The organism is Flexivirga sp. YIM B11880 (assembly GCF_058148645.1).
In genome coordinates, this window is sequence record NZ_JBMAMH010000001.1 from 180,193 (window position 1) to 198,170 (window position 17,978).

Below are 17,978 nucleotides of genomic sequence, written 5' to 3' on the forward strand. Positions count from 1 at the left end.
GGTCGTCGATGATGAGTCCCCATCGTCTAGCGGCCTAGGACCCCGCCCTTTCACGGCGGTAGCACGGGTTCGAATCCCGTTGGGGATACGCATCGCTCATGCGATGATGCAGGTTGCAAGAAGGCCGCAAGGCCCCGTAGCGCAGTTGGTTAGCGCGCCGCCCTGTCACGGCGGAGGTCGCGGGTTCGAGTCCCGTCGGGGTCGCCATCCCTTCCGAGGCGAACAAGCCTCAAGGGCCAGATAGCTCAGTTGGTAGAGCGAGCGACTGAAAATCGCTAGGTCGGCGGTTCGACCCCGTCTCTGGCCACAGTTTTCGACGATCGTATGACGAGGGCCGCACCCGACAGGGGTGCGGCTCTTGTCACACCAACCCGGCCTGCGTCGCGAGCACCGCGACTTGCACCCGGTTGCCGACACCGAGCTTCTGCTGCGCGCCGTTCAGATGAGTCTTGACCGTCGCCTCTCCGAGATAGAGTCGCGCGGCGATCTGGCCGTTGCTCAGCCCCTCGGCGACCAGCCGCACGACGTCCCGCTCGCGGTCGGTGAGTGCGTCGATCGCCGCCCGTGCGACGGCACGGACCGCCCCGTCGCCGCCGACCTGCGCGAAGACCTGCGGCACGCTCTGCGGCGACAGCGCACCGCCGCCGGCGTGGACGTTGCGGATCGCGGCGATCATGTCGGGTGCTGAGGCGGTCTTGAGCAGGAACCCCGCGGCGCCGGCAGAGATCGCGCGCATGACCACATCGTCCGCGTCGAACGTCGTGAGCACGATGACTCTGGGCGGGTTGGGCAACGCGCGCAGCGACGCCGTCGCCGCGATGCCGCCGACCCGCTGCATCCGCACGTCGAGGAGTACGACGTCCGGGAAGTGACGCTGCACCGCGGTGACGGCTTGGTCGCCGTCGCTCGCCGTGCCGACCACCGTGATGTCGGGCGACGTGGACAGGATCAGCTCCAGCCCTGCGCAGACGAGTGGGTCGTCGTCGATCAGCAGCACCCGGATCGGCTGCACCTGGGGCTCGGTCACTGGTTGGTTCCTCTCGCTCGCCAGGGCAGCCGCACCAGCGTGCGGAAGGCTCCCTCATCGTCCACCCAGACCCAGGACGCGCCACCGGCCTGCTGGACGCGCTCATGCATGCCGGTCAGCCCGTTACCGGGGCGGATCGTGCGGTCGGCGGGATTGGGCGCCCGATTTGCCGTGCTGATCTGCACGCCGCGATCGGGCCCTCCCTCGATCTGCAACCGCACCGACGCACCGGGCGCGTGCCGGCGCGCATTGGTCAGCAGCTCCTGGGTGATCCGGTAGGCGCTGCGGCTGACCTGGTCGTGCAGCTCCGCGCCGCGGTCGAGGAAGACGGCGGCGACGACCGGGCTGCCGGCCGCGAGCGACTCGTCGATCAGCTGCGGCAGGTCGACCAGAGTCGGCAGCGTCTTGCTGATGTCCTGGTCGCCCGGTTGCCGCAGCACCGCCAGCAACGAACGCAGGTCGGCCATCGACTCCTGAGCACCTTCACGGACCAGTGCCGCGCTCCGGGCGAGCATCGGGTCGTCGCTGGCCAGCTCCAGACCGGACGCGTGCAGGGACAGCAGCGAGAGCCGGTGGCCGAGCACGTCGTGCACCTCACGCGCGATCCGCTCGCGCTCGGCCTGCCGTGCCACCTCCTCACCCAGGGCATGCAGTTTGGTCTCGGTGCGACCTTCCTGCACCTGACTGGCGCGCAATGCCTTCCGGCTGCGCACCAGCATCGCCGGCCCGATCGTCACCGCCAGGAAGACCGCCGTCTCCAACAGCACGAGCCACCACGGGAAGTGGGCGCCGTCGTCCATCGAGAACATGTCCCGCGCCCAGGACGATGCCTGACTGCCGGTGCTGTCCCGCCATACACTCGCGAACTCGGCAGCCGTCGCGAGACCGAGGCAGGCCCACAGCCGTGGGCCGGAAACGACCAGCAGCACGGCATACAGGGCGAAGAGCGGCGTGATCGCGTCCAGCGGCAGCACGATCGTCAGCGCGCTGATCCCGAGCGAGATCCAGACCGGCCATCTGCGCCGCCAGACGAGCGCGACCGCCGCGGCAATGCCCACGAACCCGAGCAGGACGAACGGTCCGGTCGACTCGGTCGCCGCGGCGACGGTCTTGTCGGTGATGCCCTGGCTGCGGTACTGGACATAGGTGGAGTTGCTGATCTGGGTGCCGATGCACAACGTCACGATCAGGCCAGTCACGACACCGCGCAGCAGGCGCGGCGAACGCCACCACGACGGAGCGGGAACGGCGGACATGACCGCACTGTAGGGCCAGGCACCGACGCTGCGTGTCCACCGGTCGGCGACGCGCACTCCACCGTTCGGGGTAGGTATGACGAGCCGCCTGCCGGAGGCAACGGCACCGGGTGACGCGGTCTGCTGAGGACATCGCGAACAACGACCACGGAGGAGCAGCGATGACTCAGTACAACGGCCCGCAGGACCCCACCCAGTGGAGCGGGCAGCCGCCGCAGACGGGTGGCCCGTACCCGCCCGTGCCGCCCGGACCGGCCCCCACGAAGAAGAACTGGTTCGCCCGGCACAAGATCCTGACGGGGATCTTCGGCCTCGTCACCGTGATCGTGATCGGGACCGCGGCGACCGCCGGCGGTGGGTCGTCGTCGGACTCGACCGGCGCCGCGTCGGCGCCGGTCGCGACCAGTGCCGCGGCGAAGAACAGTCCCTCCACGCAGCCGGCGAAGACAACCCGCGAGAAACACACGACGAAGGCGCCGGCTGCGGCGTCGGCGAAGAAGGCCGACGGCGCGCCTCGGATCGGCACTGCGGTCACGTCGGGTGACCTGCAGTTCACGGTCACCAAGGTGGTCCGCGACAAGGCGTCGGTCGGCGAGGACTTCCTGGCGCAGAAGGCGCAGGGCCGCTACACCCTCGTCTACGTGACGGTCCGCAATGTCGGGAGCAACTCCGAGACGTTCCTCGACAGCGAACAGAAGATCAAGGACGCCGACGACAAGACGTATTCACCGGACTCGACCGCGGAGCTGGCCATGAAGAACAACGACGTCTGGCTGTCCGACATCAACCCGGGGAACGCCGTTGACGGCGTGCTGGTCTACGACATGCCGGTCGGCGTGCAGGCGACGGCCATCGAGTTCAGCGGCGGGCCGTTCGACGACGCGGTCACCGTGCAACTGCACTGACGACGACGGCGGGTATGCCGGGGCGCACCTCACGAGGTGCGCCACCGGCATCCCGGGCGTGTGCCGCGCGGCCGGCCCGGCATACCTCGTGGGACATAATCGGCCGCATGCGTCCCCGCCTCGGCCTGCTGCTGGTCCTGCCCGTCCTGCTCGTGGCCTTCCTGGGCGCAGCAGAGCCGGCGAGGGGCACGACGGCGACCAGCGCCGTCACCTCGACCACGGGCCTGCAGCGCAGCAGCAACAGCGACGACGGGACCAGCTGGGGCACCTCGGTGCCCAGCTTCCAGCAGCCCACCGACAAGACGAACAACGAACCGCTGCTGATCATCGGCGTCAGCATCCTCGCGGTGCTCGTGATCGGCGGCATCGCGGCGCTGATCCGGCTGCGCGCCCGCGGGGACGACGCCGATCTCTGAGCGGCTCGCCCGGTCGATGCGGGGAATGTTCGAGGGCTGGGGTACCGTTGACCTCACGACATAGACCGAGGATCCCGGGGTCCGACGGCGGTCTCGTGCACGCACGAGCAACCGCGTGGTCGCATCCCGGCAACACACACGAGGGGGTCTCGCCATGGGGCGCGGCCGGGCCAAGGCAAAGCAGACCAAGGTTGCCCGGGAGCTGAAGTACTTCTCTCCCGACACCGATCTGAATGCACTCGAGCGCGAACTTCGCGCGAAGTCACACGAGTCGGCGGACAGCACCGATGACGTGCGTGACGACGACGACTACGGCGACTACGCCGACTGGGCGGCCCACAGGCGTTGATCCGCGGCTGACGCGCCGATCACGACGCGTGCGCACCGATCAGCTGCGCGCCACCGGACTGCGTTCCCTTGGCACCGCTGATGATCTCCGCGGCACCCGCATCGACCTCCTCGGTCGCACGCACAGTGCCCATCACCCAACTGGGTAGGTCACACCCGGCCAGTATGGCGAGCGCCTCGTCCACCGCCTCCGGCGGCAGCACCGCGGCGAAACCGACACCCTGGTTGAGGGTGCGTTCCAGGTCGTGCTGCGGCACGTTGCCGAGTTCGCCGATCACCGAGAACACCGCCGGCGGCGTCCAGCTACTCCGGTCCAGCACGGCGGTCAGCCCGGTCGGCAGCACCCGTGCCAGGTTGGCGGCGAGGCCGCCGCCGGTGACGTGCGACAGGGCGTGCACCGGCAGAGCGCGGATGAGGCGCAGCAGGTCGGCGGCATACACGCGGGTGGGGGTGAGCAGCTCCTCGCCGAGCGTGCGGCCGAACTCCGGCACCTCGCGGTCCAGCGACCAGCCGGCGTCGGCAATCACCCGCCGCACCAGCGAGAAGCCGTTGGAGTGCAGGCCGCTGGAGGGTATGCCGAGCACCACGTCCCCCGCCTCGACCCGATCCGGGGTGATCAGCTCGGACCGCTCCGCGGCACCGGTGGCGGCACCGGCGACGTCGTACTCGGTCGGCTCGAGCAGGCCGGGGTGTTCGGCGGTCTCGCCGCCGACGAGGGCCACGTTCGCCTGCTCGCACGCGGCAGCGATGCCGCGCACGATGGCGGCGATCCGCTCGGGCACCACCTTGCCGGTGGCGATGTAGTCGGTCATGAAGAGCGGCTCGGCGCCGCACACCACGATGTCGTCGACGACCATCCCGACCAGATCGAAGCCGATGGTGTCGTGCACGTCCATCGCCTGGGCGATCGCGACCTTGGTGCCGACCCCGTCGGTGGAGGTCGCCAGCACCGGGTGCGCGAAGCGGGCGATCGCCGAGGCGTCGAAGAGGCCCGCGAAACCGCCCAGACCGCCGATCACCTCGGGCCGGGTGGCGCGGCGGACCGACGCCTTCATCAGCTCGACCGCCTTGTCACCCGCCTCGACGTCGACACCGGCTGCGGCATACGTGATCTGCGGGGAGTCGGTCATCGGAGTCCTTCGGGGGTATGACGGTTCAGGGCTGCAGCAGCGAGTTCTCGGCGCCGCCGGCGACGCCGATCGACACGCCTTCGGCGTCCTGGCGGCGGTCCTGCTCGGCGAGGTCGACCGCGCTGTCGTGGCCGGTGCGCAGCTCGATCGGCAGCGTCTCCAGGACGTGCTTGCCGATGCGGCCGTCCTCCGGGAGCGCGATCGGGTAGTCCCCGGTGAAGCACGCACTGCACAGCTGCGACTTGGGCTGCCGGGTCGCGGCGATCATGCCGTCCTCGGAGATGTAGCCGAGCGAGTCGGCGCCGATCGACGCGCAGATCTCCTGCACGCCGAGGCCGTTGGCGATCAGCTCCGCGCGGGTGGCGAAGTCGATGCCGTAGAAGCACGGCCACTTCACCGGCGGCGACGAGATCCGCACGTGCACCTCGGCAGCGCCGGCCTCGCGCAGCATCCGGATCTGGGCGCGCTGCGTGTTGCCGCGCACGACTGAGTCGTCGACGACCACGAGGCGTTTGCCCTTGACGGCGTGCTCGAGCGCATTGAGTTTCAGCCGGATGCCGAGCTGCCGCAGCGTCTGGCTGGGCTGGATGAAGGTGCGACCGACGTAGGCGTTCTTCACGAAGCCCTGGCCGAACGGTATGCCGGACTCCTGCGCATAGCCCGTCGCGGCCGGCACCCCCGACTCGGGGACGCCGATGACCAGGTCGGCGTCGACCGGGTGCTCACGGGCGAGCGCCCGGCCCATCTCGACGCGGGCCTCGTGCACCACCCGGCCGCGGATCACCGCATCCGGCCGCGCCAGGTAGACGTATTCGAAGACGCAGCCCTTCGGCTTCGGCTCGGCGAACTTGTGGCTGCGCAGGCCGTACTCGTCGATCGCGATGAGCTCTCCAGGCTCGATCTCCCGGACCACGCTGGCACCGATGGTCTGCAGGGCTGCGGTCTCGGAGGCCACGACCCAGCCTCGCTCGAGACGCCCCAGGGCGAGCGGCCGCACGCCATACGGATCGCGCGCGGCATACAAGGTGTGCTCGTCCATGAAGACGAAGCAGAAGGCACCGCGCAGCTTGGGCAGCACCTCGAGGGCGGTCTCCTCGAGCGGTTTGTCGGGGTTCTCGGACAGCAGCGCCGTGACGACGGCGGTGTCGGAGGTGTTGCCGCGGGCGAGTTCGCCGCGGGCGGCGCGGCCGTCGAGCTTCTCGTCGACCAGGTCGCGCAGCTCGGCGGTGTTGATCAGGTTGCCGTTGTGGGCCAGCGCCACGGTGCCGCGATCGCTGCCGCCCAGAGTGGGCTGCGCGTTCTCCCAGGTGCTGCCGCCGGTGGTGGAGTAGCGGGTGTGGCCGATGGCCAGGTGTCCCCGCAGGGAGGTCAGGCTCGACTCGTCGAAGACCTGGGAGACGAGCCCCATGTCCTTGTAGACCAGGATGCTGTGGCCGTCGCTGGTCGCGATGCCGGCCGACTCCTGCCCGCGGTGTTGCAGGGCGTAGAGCCCGAAATAGGTGAGTTTCGCAACTTCCTCACCGGGAGCCCAGACACCGAAGACACCACATGCGTCCTGGGGTGCCTTCTCACCGGGAATGAGTTCGTGCGTCAGCCGTCCGTCACCGCGCGCCACGCCACCAGTGTGTCATGTCCGGCGGGGTGCTCGGTCATCGGCGGTTGAGCAGGCGCTCCAGCAGCAGCGCGACCACGGTGGCGAGGAGTGCACCGACGGCCGCGAGAATTGCGCCGATCAGCGCGACACCGGTGCGCTGCGAGTAGCCGTCGGCGCTCGGACCGGTCGTCGCGATGACTGCGCCGACGATGAAGCCGATCACCGCACCGGTGATGATGAACCGGAGGAAGTTGGGCGTGCGGCGCACCCGGCGCCGGACGACGCGTTGCCGTTGCGGCCCGCCGGTGTTGTCCTGCTCTGTCACGCCCAGCACGGTAGCCCGCGCTCCTTCCTCAAGTCGTCGCCGTTCGAGTGTATGGCGTGCCGCCCCGTCTCCGGGCGGCGGCGTGTGCGGGTGCGCGGACTCGTTAATGTAATGCGCTAGTTCCGGTCCCATCCGCTGTCGTTCGAAGGTGTTGGACATGGTTTGGCTGATCCTGGTGTTGATCGCCGTCGTGCTCACAGTCGCGTTGTGGCTCTTCCTGCGCGACCCCCAACGAGGCCGCTCCGTCGGCATCCACGGCGTCACCGGTGATCACAAGATCAGCGTCGCGGACGAGGAAGTGCTCGAGGAGGGACGCAGCGCGACGGCGACCGGACCCGCGACCGCGGCGGCGGCCGCTGGAGCCGGCGCAGGCGCCGCGGGCATGGCTGTCGCGACGGCGGAGAAGTCGGAGCCGGAGGTCACCGAGCCAGCTGTCGGTGGCCGAGCAGCCGAGGAGCAGCGCGAGTCCGCCACTCCCGCCGCCGACGACTGGGATGCCCCGCCACCGGCGCTGGTCGACCAGCCCGCCACTCCCGCCGCCGACTGGGATGCCCCGCCTCCTGCGCTGGACGAGACGGCGTGCACGCCAGCCGTCGACGACTGGGATGCCCCGCCACCGGCGCTGGTCGACCAGCCCGCCACTCCCGCCGCCGACTGGGATGCCCCGCCTCCTGCGCTGGACGAGACGGCGCGCACGCCAGCCGTCGACGACTGGGACGCCCCGCCACCTGCACTGCATGAGACGGCGCCCACACCGGCCGCCTCGGCTGATTCCGGGGACGACTGGGACGCCCCGCCACCTGCACTGGAGGACCAGCAGGCCACCCCGGCGGCCGATGACTGGGATGCCGCGCCACCACCGCTGGACGACGCTCCCACTGCCACCAGCGAGAGCACCGCACCTGCCGCCGACGACTGGGACACGCCACCCCCAGCCCTGGACGCAACGCCGTCCACCGAGCCGGCCGCCCCTGCGACGACCAACGCCACCCCCTCCGGCGACGACTGGGACACGGCTCCCCCAGCGCTGGACGCAACGCCGTCCACCGAGCCGGCCGCCCGTGCGACGACCAACGCCACCCCCTCCGGCGACGACTGGGACACGGCTCCCCCAGCGCTGGACGCAACGCCGTCCACCGAGCCAGCCGCCCCTGCGACGACCAACGCCACCCCCTCCGGCGACGACTGGGACACCCCACCTCCGCCGCTGGAAGCGGCTGCGCCTTCTGAACCTCCTGCCGAGCAAGCCGCACCCGCCGCAAAATCCGCGGGTCCGTCCGGCGACGACTGGGACACGCCACCATTGCCGCTTGCCGAGTTCGGTGGTGAACCGGAAGCACCGGCGTCGGCCGACGACGACGGTCCCCTCGGACCCGGCTCGGCAGCACCGAATGCCGACGGCACCGGACCCGCCGGCTGGCTCAAGGGCAACGCCGACACGATGACGTTCCACGGCCCTGACTCCCCTGACTTCGACTCCACGGAGGCGGAGGTCTACTTCCGGGACGAGACCGCTGCGGCCGCTGCCGGCTTCCGGCACTGGAACTCCAACCGGCGCTGATTGCCGGCTCGGGTCAAGGAAGTCGAGTGCATGGCCGGCTCGAATCCTGCTCCAAGAGTTGCGACTGTTGTTGGCCTTGGCGACCTAGCTTGCGAGGAGAAGAGGGGCTTTGTATCCGGCGTGGGTCCAGCCGGGCATGGCGCCTTTGGTGAGGTTCCAGACCACCCCGTCTGCGGTGACGGTGGCGTAGTAGCCGTTGCGGTGCACGATCTGGTGGTGTCGGCAACAGAGCAGGGCGGAATTGGCCAGGGACGTGTCGCCGCCGGCCCACCAGGGCCGCAGGTGGTGTACTTCGCAGAATCCGGGTGGCCGGTCGCAGCCGGGGAACGAACATCCTCTGTCGCGGTGCACGACCGCGGCCCGCATTCCCTTGGTGACCAAGCGTTCTCGTCGTCCGACGTCCAGAGGTTGACTGGGTCCGCCCAGCACGATGGGGACCAGGTCCGCGTCACAGGCCAGTTTGCGGGCCGCCGCGGCGTCCAAGACGTCGCCGGTGATGGTGGTGGCGCCACCGATCCCGGTGAGCAGGGCGTCCAGATCCATCGTGAGCAGCACGGTCGCGGCCGCACCCACTCCGGTGCCGTCACCGCACGCGACCTTCGCACCCGCGGACATCAGATCCAGTAGCGCGTCCAGTCGACGCTTGCTCGGAAGGCGATCATCCCGCACTTTTCCGCCCATGGCCGGAGCGGGAGCCGCGCCACCGCGGTCGCGCCCGTCCGAGCGGTCCTGGTGGTTCCTCTCGCGGGCACCATCGTGCCCACCGCCGGAGGCAGCGTCGCTGTGTGCGGCGGCGTCCCGGCCAGTGTTGTGTGTGGCGGGGTTGGGTGCGGACATCGCAGTGATTGCCTGCTTCACGATCGCGGCGTGTGCCGGGGACAGGTCGGCGATCAACCGCCACATTCCAGTCGCCAGTTTGTGCCAGCTCAACGATTCGACGTCCTCCAGGTGGGCGTCCTCAGCCGCGAGGGTGTCCGGTGCATAGATGGCCTGCAACTTGCGGGTCAGTTCGTCCACGCCACGGGAACCGTAGGACGGGTCCAACTGCAGGAACCAGCCATGGATCTCCTGCCGGGACGCGGCCGGGATGATCTTGGCCACCGGCTGCGTGTGCTCCAGCACCCGGCGCGCCGTGGTCAAGGTGCAGGACCCGTCGGGAACCGCGACGGTGATCACCTGGTTACGCCGATCTCGACACGCCTCGGCAACCACAGCCACCGTCTTGGCATCCCGCGGCTCTACCGAGACCCCGGACCTCGTGGCGCACCAGGCCACCCACTGCTGCGTGTTCGCCGCGTCCGACCGATCGACCGTGCCACGCTCGGCCGCATCCCCCACGGCCAAGGTCGCCACCTGCCCGGCCCGGGCCTGCAACCGCAGCAGCACACCCGCCAGATCGGTCAACTCGTCCTCACCCAACTGGGTCAACACCTCAGGTGCTTCGTCCACCAGTTGCGCTGCCTCCGTCAACCGGGCGAGCACCTCCCGACCCCGGCCAGGCGCTGGTCGACCTTTCGCAGCGAGCACTTCATAAAAGCCGTCCGTATCAGATTCTACGGACCGCGGGGAGTCAGGTATCCGCATGGTTCCATCGATCGCCATGGCCCGAACACCCCTCCTACTGCCGGTTTTTCACTATCATTAAACTACCATCGAATGCACACCTTGTACATACTTCTCATAGAACACATTTTTCAATCCAGCCGCACGACTTGCGGAACGCGCCGCTGCCGAAAGCCCCCTGCTGATGTCTTCCGTGCCGCGGCACCGGTCGGGCGAAGAAGGGCCTCACCGGGGACCAGCAGGAGGCCGAGTTGATCGGCCGTGAACCGGTCCGGTTCATGGAGGACGCCATCATGGATGTGGTGGAACGCTACGATATCGACGCGGTTCACCCGACCGGCAACGAAAGCGCCGGAATTGCTGTCAGCTGACCCGCGGGAGCACTTCTGCGGCAACGGTTTCCAGCACCTCGACCGTTGCGGCATAAGGTGCTTCCGGGCGTGGCCAGTGTGTGATGACGTCAGTGAAGCCGAGCTCGCGGGCACGGCCGAGCGTGTCCTCGAACCGGTCGACACTCTCGTAGACCGAACCGCGCAGGCCGTCGCCATTCAGATGCCGCTCAAAAGACGCGTCCGCGCGTCCGGTGGCGTCGAGCACCTCGGTCATCCGCTCGCTCGACTCACGCAGCCCAGCCCACCAGTCGGCTTCGCTACCAGTCGGTTTGCCATAGGTGACCCAGCCGTCGCCGATCTCGGCCGCGAGCCGCATCCCCTTGGGCGCGTTCGCCGCGACGATGAACGGGACGCGTGGCTGTTGTACGCACCCGGGCAGGTTTCGGGAGTCGTGTGCGCTGAAGAACCTGCCGTCATACGTGACGTGATCCTCGGTCAGCGCTTTGTCGAGCAGCCGGACGAACTCGGAGAAGCGCTCGGTGCGTTCGCCGACGCTCGGCAGCTCACCGAGCAGTTCGGAGTCGAGGTCCCCGCCTCGCCCGATCCCGCAGATGAAACGCCCTCCGGAGATGTCGTCGAGCGCGAGGACGTCCCGGGCGAACGCCACCGGGTGGCGGAAGTTCGGCGACGTCACGAAGGTGCCCAACCGAATGGTCGAGGTCACCATCGCGGCAGCAGTCAACGTCGGCGTGGTGCCGAACCACGGCGCGTCGGGCAGGCCCGCCCACACGAGGTGGTCGTAGGTCCAGGCGTGGTCGAAGCCGAGTTGCTCGGCCGCGCGCCACTTGGGCGCCGCCTGCGGCCAACGTTCTTCCGGGAGGATCGTGATGCCGACGCGCATGGGTCAACTCTACGGTCGCCGTAGCAACGGCAGGTATGGCGACAGGTCGGCACGCGAGCCGGATGCCGAAACCTGGCCGGTAGCCTCGGCGTCCGCCCAGCTGAGGTCACCGACGACGAGCTTCAGCCATGAATCCGAAGAGAGCTCAACGACGTTCGGCGGAGTACCGCGGCGGTGTCGCGGCCCTTCGATCACCTGCACCGCACCGAACGGCGGGACCCGGACCTCGACACTGCGCCCGGGTGCCTGCAGTTCGAGCTCTTGGAGACTGAACCGCACGGCCAGGGCGCGGACCGGCCTCGTGACCTCTGGGTCCGCGCACCAGGACAGCACCGCTGCGCGTCCTTGCTCCGGATCGATCTTCCGTGCCGCCATCGACCAACTCCTTTCGGGGCTGTCATCCTCCCGCACGTAGTCCCCGGCGATCACCCGCGGCATACCCTGACATCGTGACGGACGCGCCGCACTTCGACTTTGAGCCCGACGATCGCGGCGGCGTCACGGTCCTGCGTGACGGCCACCCGCAGTCACACGTGGACCTCGGTGATCCCGAGCTGCTCGTCTTCGAATACGTCGCACAACTCGCGATCGGCTTCGACCTGTTGCCGCCCGGACCGCTCGCCGTCACGCACCTCGGCGGTGCCGGGCTGACTCTTCCGCGCTACGTACAGCACACCCGCCCGGGCTCGCCACAGATCGTCTTCGAGCCCGACACGGCCATCACCGAAGCCGTCCGGCGGGAGCTGCCGCTCCCGCGGAACCACCGCATCCGAGTGCGGCCGCAGGACGGCGCCACTGGCGTCCGCGCGCTGCGCGACGACTCCGCCGACGTCATCGTCGTCGATGCGTATGACGAGGGGCGCGTCCCCGCCGACCTGATGTCGCCAGGCGTCATCGCTCACTACCGCCGGGTGCTCAAGCCCGGCGGCCTTCTCCTGATCAACCTCGCCGACGAGCCCACCAAACGACATCTCGTCCGAGCATTGGCAACGATCACAAGGACTTTCACCGATGCGGCCGTTCTTGCGCTGACCGACGTCATGAAGGGCCGTCGCTTCGGCAACTACGTGGTCCTGGCGTCCGACGGACCACTCGACCTCGATGAACTACGCCGTCGCGCAACGCGATTGGCCGCGACGACCGCCGTCCGGCCGGCGCGCACGCTGCAAGGCACCGCCAAGCCGTTCACCGACGAGGACGTCCTCCCGTCCCCGACCCCGCCTGATCTCGGGGCGTGGCGCGTGCGGTGACGTGGTCTCGATACGGCTCCGCTAGCGCTCCGCCTACTCGACCGACGTCAGCGGCGCCACTCGTATTCGTGCTCGGGACGACCCGTCCCGCCATACCGCAGCCTCATCACGGCAACCCCCTCGTCCACCAGGCCCGCGAGATAGCGCTGCGCGGTGGCCCGGGCGATGCCGAGCGTGGTGCCGAGGTCGGCTGCAGACACCGGCTCACGGGAGGCCTCCAGCGCTTCACGCACCAGCGAAGCCGTCACCGGCGACTGGCCTTTCGGCATTTGCGGCCGGTCACCCTCGTGCAACACCCGCAGCGCCGTATCGATCTGGTCCTGGTCGAGCAGCCCGTGCCCGACTCGGCTCCGATACCGCTGCCATGCCTTCAGGCGGCGGGTGAGTTGCTCCGCGGCGAAAGGTTTCACGACGTAGTTGACCGCCCCCGCGGACAGCGCGGCGTGCACGGACTCGGCGGCGCCATCGGCCGTGATCATCATGACGTCACATCGCGTACCCGCGAGATGCGCGCACACCTGGAGACCGGGCTGGTCGGGTAGGTAGTTGTCGAGCAGCACGAGGTCGGGATGCAGCTCGTGCACCGCCTGTAGGGCGTCACTCGCGGTGTGCGCGACCGCCACGACCTCGAAGCCGTCCACTGCCGAGACGTATGACGCGTGCACCGACGCCACCCTGAAGTCGTCGTCGACGACCAAGACCTTCCTCATAGCTGATCCTGAACCTCCCGTGCTTCCAGCACTTTCGGCAGATTCGCGACGAAGACCGTCTCCGCCGCCTCACCACCGAGTGCCGCCAGCCGCAACTCGCCGCCGAGGCCTTCCGCAGTGGCCCGGGCGATCGCGAGCCCCATGCCACGACCGGCTCCCCGCGAGCTCACCCCGCCGACGAAGATGGATTCCGCGCGGTGGGCGGGGATCCCGTCCCCCGTGTTCGCCACGGAGATGACGAGGTCCTGCCCGTCGGCGAGCAGGTCCACCTCGACCCGCGCCGGCCGGGCAGCGGAGCCCCGCGCCGCCTCGATCGCGTTGTCGACGAGGTTGCCCAGCACGGTGATCACCTCGACGGGCGCGACCAGCTTCTGCGGCACCCAGCTCTGCTCGGAAAGCGTCAGGCTGACCCCGGCCTCCGCGGCCGCGGACTGCTTCCCGGCGAAGAACGCGCGGATGGTGTTGGACTCCACGGCCGGGTTCTCGCTGATCTCTTCGTTGGTCGCGAATTTGACGCTGTCGGAAAGGTACTCGATCGCGTCATCGGTGCTCGCCGTGTGCAACAGGCCCATGACGGTGTGCATCCGGTTGGCGAATTCGTGGCGTTGCGCGCGCAAGGCGCTCGTCATACTCCGCACCGCCGCCAGCTCGCTGGTCAGCTGCTCCAACTCGGTGCGATCCCGCACGGTGAGCACACCGCCGAGGTCGGTGCCGTCCGCCAGGGCGACCGGTCGGTGCGTGGCGACGAGCACCCGGTTGCCGGAGACCGCAGTGACCGCCCGGCGGTCCTCCTGGGGATGGCTCATCAGCCGCAGCAGGTCCGGGGCAAGCGCCAGTTCGTCCAGGTCCTTGCCGATCGCAATCTCCTTGCCGAGCAGGCGAACTGCCTCTGCGTTGCACATCGTGACCCTGCGATCGCGGTCGACCGCGAGCACGCCCTCGCTGATGCCGTGCAGGACCGCCTCACGCTCCCGCACCAGGTCCGCGACATCGGACGGCTCCAGGCCCAGCGTCAGCCGCTTCAACCTCCGGCCGAGCAGCGCGGTCAGCAGCACCGCGGCGAGCACCGCCGCGAGCGCCCACGGCAGCACGATGAAAAGCACCCGCCACAGCGCGTCGCTGATGTCGGTGGCCGCGAAGCCGACGCTCACCTCCCCCACGACCCGACCGGTCGAATCGCGCAGCGGCACCTTGCCGCGCGCCGAAAGACCCAGCGTGCCGCGCTCGATCGCGACGGTCTCGTTGCCGGACAGCGCTTCGTGCGGATCGGTGCTCACCAACTTCCCGATGGCGTCGGGATTCGGGTGGGCAAGACGAACTCCCTTGTCGTTGGTGACCACGACGAACAACGCATGTGTCGAGCGCTGCTGGGCGGCCGCGATCGCTGCGACCTGTCGTTGGTCATCGGCGGCAACGAGGTCGCCCAGCCCCTGGTCGGCCGAGATGCCGCGCGCCACCGCGAGCGCCCGCTGCTCGTACTGGCGCTGCAACGTCGCGCGCAGGAAGAAGCCCGCGACCAGCAGGGTCGCCACACCGAGAGCGGCGACCACAGCGACCTGCAACAGCATCATCTGGCGGGTGAACGGCAGCCGCCGCGAGCCGCGGCCCGTGCGCCGCTGAGCAGGGGTCATGGCGGACAACGATAGGGCGTCGACCGGCCTCGGCCCCACGGATGCAAAACGTGCGAAACGCGCTCAGCGCGCGAAAACGGGGCAACGCTCGCAAGGCAGACAGCAGCTGCGGCGACCCCATAGCGTCCTGCGCCGTGCCTCGTTCGATGTGAGCGCAGTCACAGCATCCACCAGAGAAAGGACGCGTATGTCGCACCTCGTCGAGCTGTCACACGCGACGAAGCGTTTCGTGAAGGCCGGTGGTGGCACCCACACCGCGGTCTCCGACATCACCATGACCGTCGACGCCGGTGAGTTCGTCGCCGTCGTCGGACCCACCGGCTGCGGGAAGTCCACCACCCTCTCGCTCGTCTCCGGCCTCGAACCGCCTTCCGAGGGTGACGTTCAAGTCAACGGCGCGCGAGTGCACGGCATCCCGGACGGGGTCGGCTACATGTTCCAGGCGGACGCGATGCTGCCCTGGCGCAACGTACTGGCCAACGTCGCCGCCGGCCCGATGTGGCGAGGCATGCCCAAGGCCGAGGCCCACGACAAAGCGATGGACTGGATCACCCGGGTCGGCCTCGCCGGTTTCGAGAAGTCCTACATGCACCAGCTGTCCGGCGGGATGCGCAAGCGAGTGGCCCTCGCCCAGACCCTCGTCAACGAGCCCAAGATCCTGCTGATGGACGAGCCGTTCTCCGCGCTCGACGTCCAGACCCGGGCCCTGATGCAGAACGAGCTGCTCGACCTGTGGTCGGGCACCGGCACCGCGGTCATTTTCGTCACGCACGACCTGGAAGAGGCCATCGCCCTCGCCGACCGGGTCGTCGTCATGACGGCCAGCCCCGCCCGGATCAAGGACGACTTCCGCATCAACCTGCCGCGCCCCCGCAACGTCGAGGAGCTGCGGCTCACCCCCGAATTCATCGAAACCTATTCCAAGATCTGGCGGTCCCTGTCCTCCGAGGTCGAGACCGCCCGAGCGCAAGGAGCATCTCGTGTCGCCTAAGACCATGGACGCGCCGGGGACCGCCGGCGCCATGACCGGCGAAGTCCCCACGCGCGTCGACCGCATCCCCGATCCCCGGATGCGGCTCCGCAAGCACAAGGCCCTCATCTACAGCCTGCGCGTCCTCCTGCTGGTCGCCGTGCTGGCCTTCTGGGAGCTTTCGGTGAACCTGTGGTTCGACCCGTTCTTCTACTCCAAGCCCAGTCTGATCTGGAAGAAGCTGGTCACCTGGTTCACCGACGGCACCGCGCAGGGCCCGATCTTCGAGCAGATCTCGGTGACCTTGCAGGAGGCGGTCTACGGCTTCCTGATCGGCGCGGTGGCCGGCGTGGTGCTGGGCATCCTGCTCGGCCGGGCCCGCCTGCTCGCCGAGGTGCTCTCGCCGTTCATCCAGGCCGCCAACGCGGTTCCGCGCATCGTGCTCTCGGCCATCTTCATCATCTGGTTCGGCCTCGGCATGGAGTCCAAGATCGCCACCGCCACGGTGCTGGTGTTCTTCCCGGTGTTCTTCAACGCCTTCCAGGGCGCTCGTGAGGTCGACCGCAATCTGGTGAACAACGCCCGGATCCTCGGCGCCAGCCGGCTGCAGGTGCTGCGGTCGATCGTCGTGCCGAGTGCGACCTCCTGGATCCTCGCCTCCCTGCACACCGCCTTCGGTTTCGCGCTGATCGGCGCGATCGTCGGTGAGTTCGCCGGATCCACCCAGGGCATCGGCCTGCTCATCTCCACCGGTCTGTCGGCGTTCGACTCCGCCGCCATCTACGCCGGCATGGTGATCAGCACCGTGCTCGCTCTCGCCGCCGAGCTGCTGCTCGGCTACCTGGAACGACGCCTGCTGAAGTGGCGGCCTCCGTCGCAGGTCGAGGCCGTCGCCGTCTGAACCGCCCCCGTCATACATCACCCGCACAGACAGGAAAAAGATTGATGCACAAGCGAATTGCAGGACTTGCCGCCCTCGGTATGGCGGGAGCGCTCGCCCTCACCGGCTGCGCCACCAAGAAGGACAACACCTCCAGCGAGGCGACCGGCAACGGGTCGTCGGCCACCGTGAAGATCATGGTCGGCGGCATGAGCAAGGTGATCTACCTGCCCGCTGCGCTCACCCAGCAGCTCGGCTACTTCAAGGACCAGGGCCTGAAGGTCCAGCTCATCGACACGCCCGCCGGTGTCACCGCCGAAACCTCGCTCATCGCGGGTAAGGCGCAGGGTGTCGTCGGCTTCTACGACCACACGATCGACATGCAGTCCAAGGGCAAGTGCCTGGAGAGCGTGGTGCAGTTCGCCAACGTGCCGGGCGAGGTCGAGATGGTGTCGAAGAAGGACGCGGCCTCCATCACGTCGGCCAAGGATCTGAAGGGCAAGAAGCTCGGCGTCACCAGCCAGGGCAGCTCGACCGACTTCCTCACCCAGTACCTCACCGGCAAGGCCGGCATCGCGCCGACCGGCTACACGACGGTCAAGGCCGGTGCGGACGCGACCTTCATCGCCGCGATGAAGTCGGGCGGCATCAACGCGGGTATGACGACCGACCCGACGGTCGCCCAGCTCACCAAGACCGGTGAGGGCAAGGTGCTCTTCGACATGCGCACCGAGGCCGGCACCAAGCAGGCGCTCGGCGGCCTGTACCCGGCCAGCTCGCTGTACATGTCGTGCGACTACGTCAAGCAGAACCCCGAGACGGTGCAGAAGGTCGCCAACGCGTTCGTCAAGACGCTGAAGTGGATCAACGGCCACAGCGCCCAGGAGATCTCCGACAAGATGCCCACGGACTACAAGGGCAGCGACCCCGCGCTCTACGTGTCGGCGCTCAAGGGATCGAAGGGCATCTTCAACCCGACCGGCCTGATGGACGCGGACGGCGCGAAGAACGCGCTCAACGTGCTCGGCTCCTTCTCGCCGTCGGTCAAGCCGAAGAAGGACCAGATCGACATCAGCAAGACCTACACCACCGAGTTCGCCAAGAAGGCCGACGCTTCCTGATTGAGCGGCATACCGTCGCATTGAGCGGCGTACGAAATCTCGACGATTTCGTACGCCG

At 68.7% G+C, this 17,978-nt stretch carries 18 protein-coding genes and 3 tRNA genes; 11 read left to right on the forward strand and 10 right to left on the reverse strand.

The genetic code is table 11. The annotated features are described in order from the left end of the window. The first annotated feature begins 15 nt into the window (after nucleotides 1–15). The 3 genes from ACN8HC_RS00835 to ACN8HC_RS00845 all read left to right on the forward strand — a co-directional run bounded on the left by ACN8HC_RS00835 (nucleotide 16) and on the right by ACN8HC_RS00845 (nucleotide 307). Nucleotides 16–88: transfer RNA gene (locus ACN8HC_RS00835), tRNA-Glu, on the forward strand. 42 nt (nucleotides 89–130) lie between these two features. Beyond that, nucleotides 131–207: transfer RNA gene (locus tag ACN8HC_RS00840), tRNA-Asp, on the forward strand. A 27-nt stretch (nucleotides 208–234) separates the two neighbouring features. Further along, nucleotides 235–307, forward strand: a tRNA-Phe gene (locus ACN8HC_RS00845). Between the two features lie 54 nt (nucleotides 308–361). Here ACN8HC_RS00845 and ACN8HC_RS00850 read toward each other — a convergent pair. Then, nucleotides 362–1,027 (reverse strand): response regulator, encoded by a 666-nt coding sequence (locus tag ACN8HC_RS00850; RefSeq protein ID WP_490072971.1) that lies wholly within the window; start codon nucleotides 1,025–1,027, stop codon nucleotides 362–364. Beyond that, nucleotides 1,024–2,283, reverse strand: coding sequence for a sensor histidine kinase (locus tag ACN8HC_RS00855; RefSeq protein ID WP_490072972.1), 1,260 nt, complete (start codon nucleotides 2,281–2,283; stop codon nucleotides 1,024–1,026). The genes ACN8HC_RS00850 and ACN8HC_RS00855 overlap by 4 nt, the downstream gene beginning before the upstream one ends. A 161-nt stretch (nucleotides 2,284–2,444) precedes the next feature. On the opposite strand from ACN8HC_RS00855, the gene ACN8HC_RS00860 reads away from it, so the two are divergent. The 3 genes from ACN8HC_RS00860 (at nucleotide 2,445) to ACN8HC_RS00870 (ending at nucleotide 3,953) form a co-directional block, all read left to right on the forward strand. After that, nucleotides 2,445–3,188 carry a DUF4352 domain-containing protein gene (locus ACN8HC_RS00860; RefSeq protein ID WP_490072973.1) on the forward strand — a complete coding sequence of 248 codons (744 nt, stop codon included), beginning with the start codon at nucleotides 2,445–2,447 and terminating at the stop codon, nucleotides 3,186–3,188. Between the two features lie 107 nt (nucleotides 3,189–3,295). Continuing rightward, nucleotides 3,296–3,604: a hypothetical protein gene (locus ACN8HC_RS00865; protein WP_490072974.1), complete on the forward strand. Its 309-nt coding sequence runs from the start codon at nucleotides 3,296–3,298 to the stop codon at nucleotides 3,602–3,604. Between the two features lie 154 nt (nucleotides 3,605–3,758). After that, complete coding sequence (locus ACN8HC_RS00870; protein WP_490072975.1) at nucleotides 3,759–3,953, forward strand: DUF3073 domain-containing protein; 195 nt, start codon at nucleotides 3,759–3,761, stop codon at nucleotides 3,951–3,953. Nucleotides 3,954–3,972: 19 nt separating this feature from the next. On the opposite strand, the gene purM is transcribed toward ACN8HC_RS00870, so the two are convergent. From purM to ACN8HC_RS00885, 3 genes are read right to left on the reverse strand one after another with little or no spacing between them, the layout of a single operon-like run. After that, nucleotides 3,973–5,082: a phosphoribosylformylglycinamidine cyclo-ligase gene (purM, locus tag ACN8HC_RS00875; protein WP_490072976.1), complete on the reverse strand. Its 1,110-nt coding sequence runs from the start codon at nucleotides 5,080–5,082 to the stop codon at nucleotides 3,973–3,975. 25 nt (nucleotides 5,083–5,107) lie between these two features. Then, nucleotides 5,108–6,697: an amidophosphoribosyltransferase gene (gene purF / locus ACN8HC_RS00880; protein WP_490072977.1), complete on the reverse strand. Its 1,590-nt coding sequence runs from the start codon at nucleotides 6,695–6,697 to the stop codon at nucleotides 5,108–5,110. 34 nt (nucleotides 6,698–6,731) lie between these two features. Further along, the gene (locus tag ACN8HC_RS00885; protein ID WP_490072978.1) at nucleotides 6,732–7,001 is read right to left on the reverse strand and encodes a hypothetical protein; all 270 of its coding nucleotides are present in this window, start codon (nucleotides 6,999–7,001) and stop codon (nucleotides 6,732–6,734) included. Nucleotides 7,002–7,158: 157 nt separating this feature from the next. Between ACN8HC_RS00885 and ACN8HC_RS00890 the strand changes: the two genes are divergently transcribed. Continuing rightward, a complete protein-coding gene (locus ACN8HC_RS00890) occupies nucleotides 7,159–8,562 on the forward strand; it encodes a sunset domain-containing protein (RefSeq protein WP_490072979.1) in 1,404 nt (467 codons plus the stop codon). Between the two features lie 84 nt (nucleotides 8,563–8,646). Here the strand turns inward: ACN8HC_RS00890 and ACN8HC_RS00895 are convergent, their stop codons facing one another. The 3 genes from ACN8HC_RS00895 to ACN8HC_RS00905 all read right to left on the reverse strand — a co-directional run bounded on the left by ACN8HC_RS00895 (nucleotide 8,647) and on the right by ACN8HC_RS00905 (nucleotide 11,733). Beyond that, nucleotides 8,647–10,032 (reverse strand): HNH endonuclease signature motif containing protein, encoded by a 1,386-nt coding sequence (locus ACN8HC_RS00895; protein WP_490072980.1) that lies wholly within the window; start codon nucleotides 10,030–10,032, stop codon nucleotides 8,647–8,649. 456 nt (nucleotides 10,033–10,488) lie between these two features. Then, nucleotides 10,489–11,358, reverse strand: a complete 870-nt coding sequence (locus ACN8HC_RS00900; protein ID WP_490072981.1) for an LLM class flavin-dependent oxidoreductase — start codon at nucleotides 11,356–11,358, stop codon at nucleotides 10,489–10,491. Nucleotides 11,359–11,367: 9 nt separating this feature from the next. Continuing rightward, the gene (locus tag ACN8HC_RS00905) at nucleotides 11,368–11,733 is read right to left on the reverse strand and encodes a sterol carrier family protein (protein WP_490072982.1); all 366 of its coding nucleotides are present in this window, start codon (nucleotides 11,731–11,733) and stop codon (nucleotides 11,368–11,370) included. Between the two features lie 74 nt (nucleotides 11,734–11,807). Between ACN8HC_RS00905 and ACN8HC_RS00910 the strand changes: the two genes are divergently transcribed. Continuing rightward, a complete protein-coding gene (locus ACN8HC_RS00910; RefSeq protein WP_490072983.1) occupies nucleotides 11,808–12,608 on the forward strand; it encodes a spermidine synthase in 801 nt (266 codons plus the stop codon). 47 nt (nucleotides 12,609–12,655) lie between these two features. Here the strand turns inward: ACN8HC_RS00910 and ACN8HC_RS00915 are convergent, their stop codons facing one another. Both ACN8HC_RS00915 and ACN8HC_RS00920 read right to left on the reverse strand, forming a co-directional pair. Next, nucleotides 12,656–13,318, reverse strand: coding sequence for a response regulator (locus tag ACN8HC_RS00915; RefSeq protein ID WP_490072984.1), 663 nt, complete (start codon nucleotides 13,316–13,318; stop codon nucleotides 12,656–12,658). Further along, nucleotides 13,315–14,949, reverse strand: coding sequence for an ATP-binding protein (locus tag ACN8HC_RS00920; RefSeq protein WP_490072985.1), 1,635 nt, complete (start codon nucleotides 14,947–14,949; stop codon nucleotides 13,315–13,317). The genes ACN8HC_RS00915 and ACN8HC_RS00920 overlap by 4 nt, the downstream gene beginning before the upstream one ends. Before the next feature lie 187 nt (nucleotides 14,950–15,136). Between ACN8HC_RS00920 and ACN8HC_RS00925 the strand changes: the two genes are divergently transcribed. From ACN8HC_RS00925 to ACN8HC_RS00935, 3 genes are read left to right on the forward strand one after another with little or no spacing between them, the layout of a single operon-like run. Next, entirely contained in the window at nucleotides 15,137–15,940 is an 804-nt protein-coding gene (locus tag ACN8HC_RS00925; protein ID WP_490072986.1) for an ABC transporter ATP-binding protein, read from the forward strand. Continuing rightward, nucleotides 15,930–16,820: an ABC transporter permease gene (locus ACN8HC_RS00930; protein ID WP_490072987.1), complete on the forward strand. Its 891-nt coding sequence runs from the start codon at nucleotides 15,930–15,932 to the stop codon at nucleotides 16,818–16,820. Before ACN8HC_RS00925 ends, ACN8HC_RS00930 begins: the two co-directional genes overlap by 11 nt. 44 nt (nucleotides 16,821–16,864) lie before the next feature. After that, nucleotides 16,865–17,920 carry an ABC transporter substrate-binding protein gene (locus ACN8HC_RS00935; RefSeq protein ID WP_490072988.1) on the forward strand — a complete coding sequence of 352 codons (1,056 nt, stop codon included), beginning with the start codon at nucleotides 16,865–16,867 and terminating at the stop codon, nucleotides 17,918–17,920. Nucleotides 17,921–17,978 lie beyond the last annotated feature (58 nt).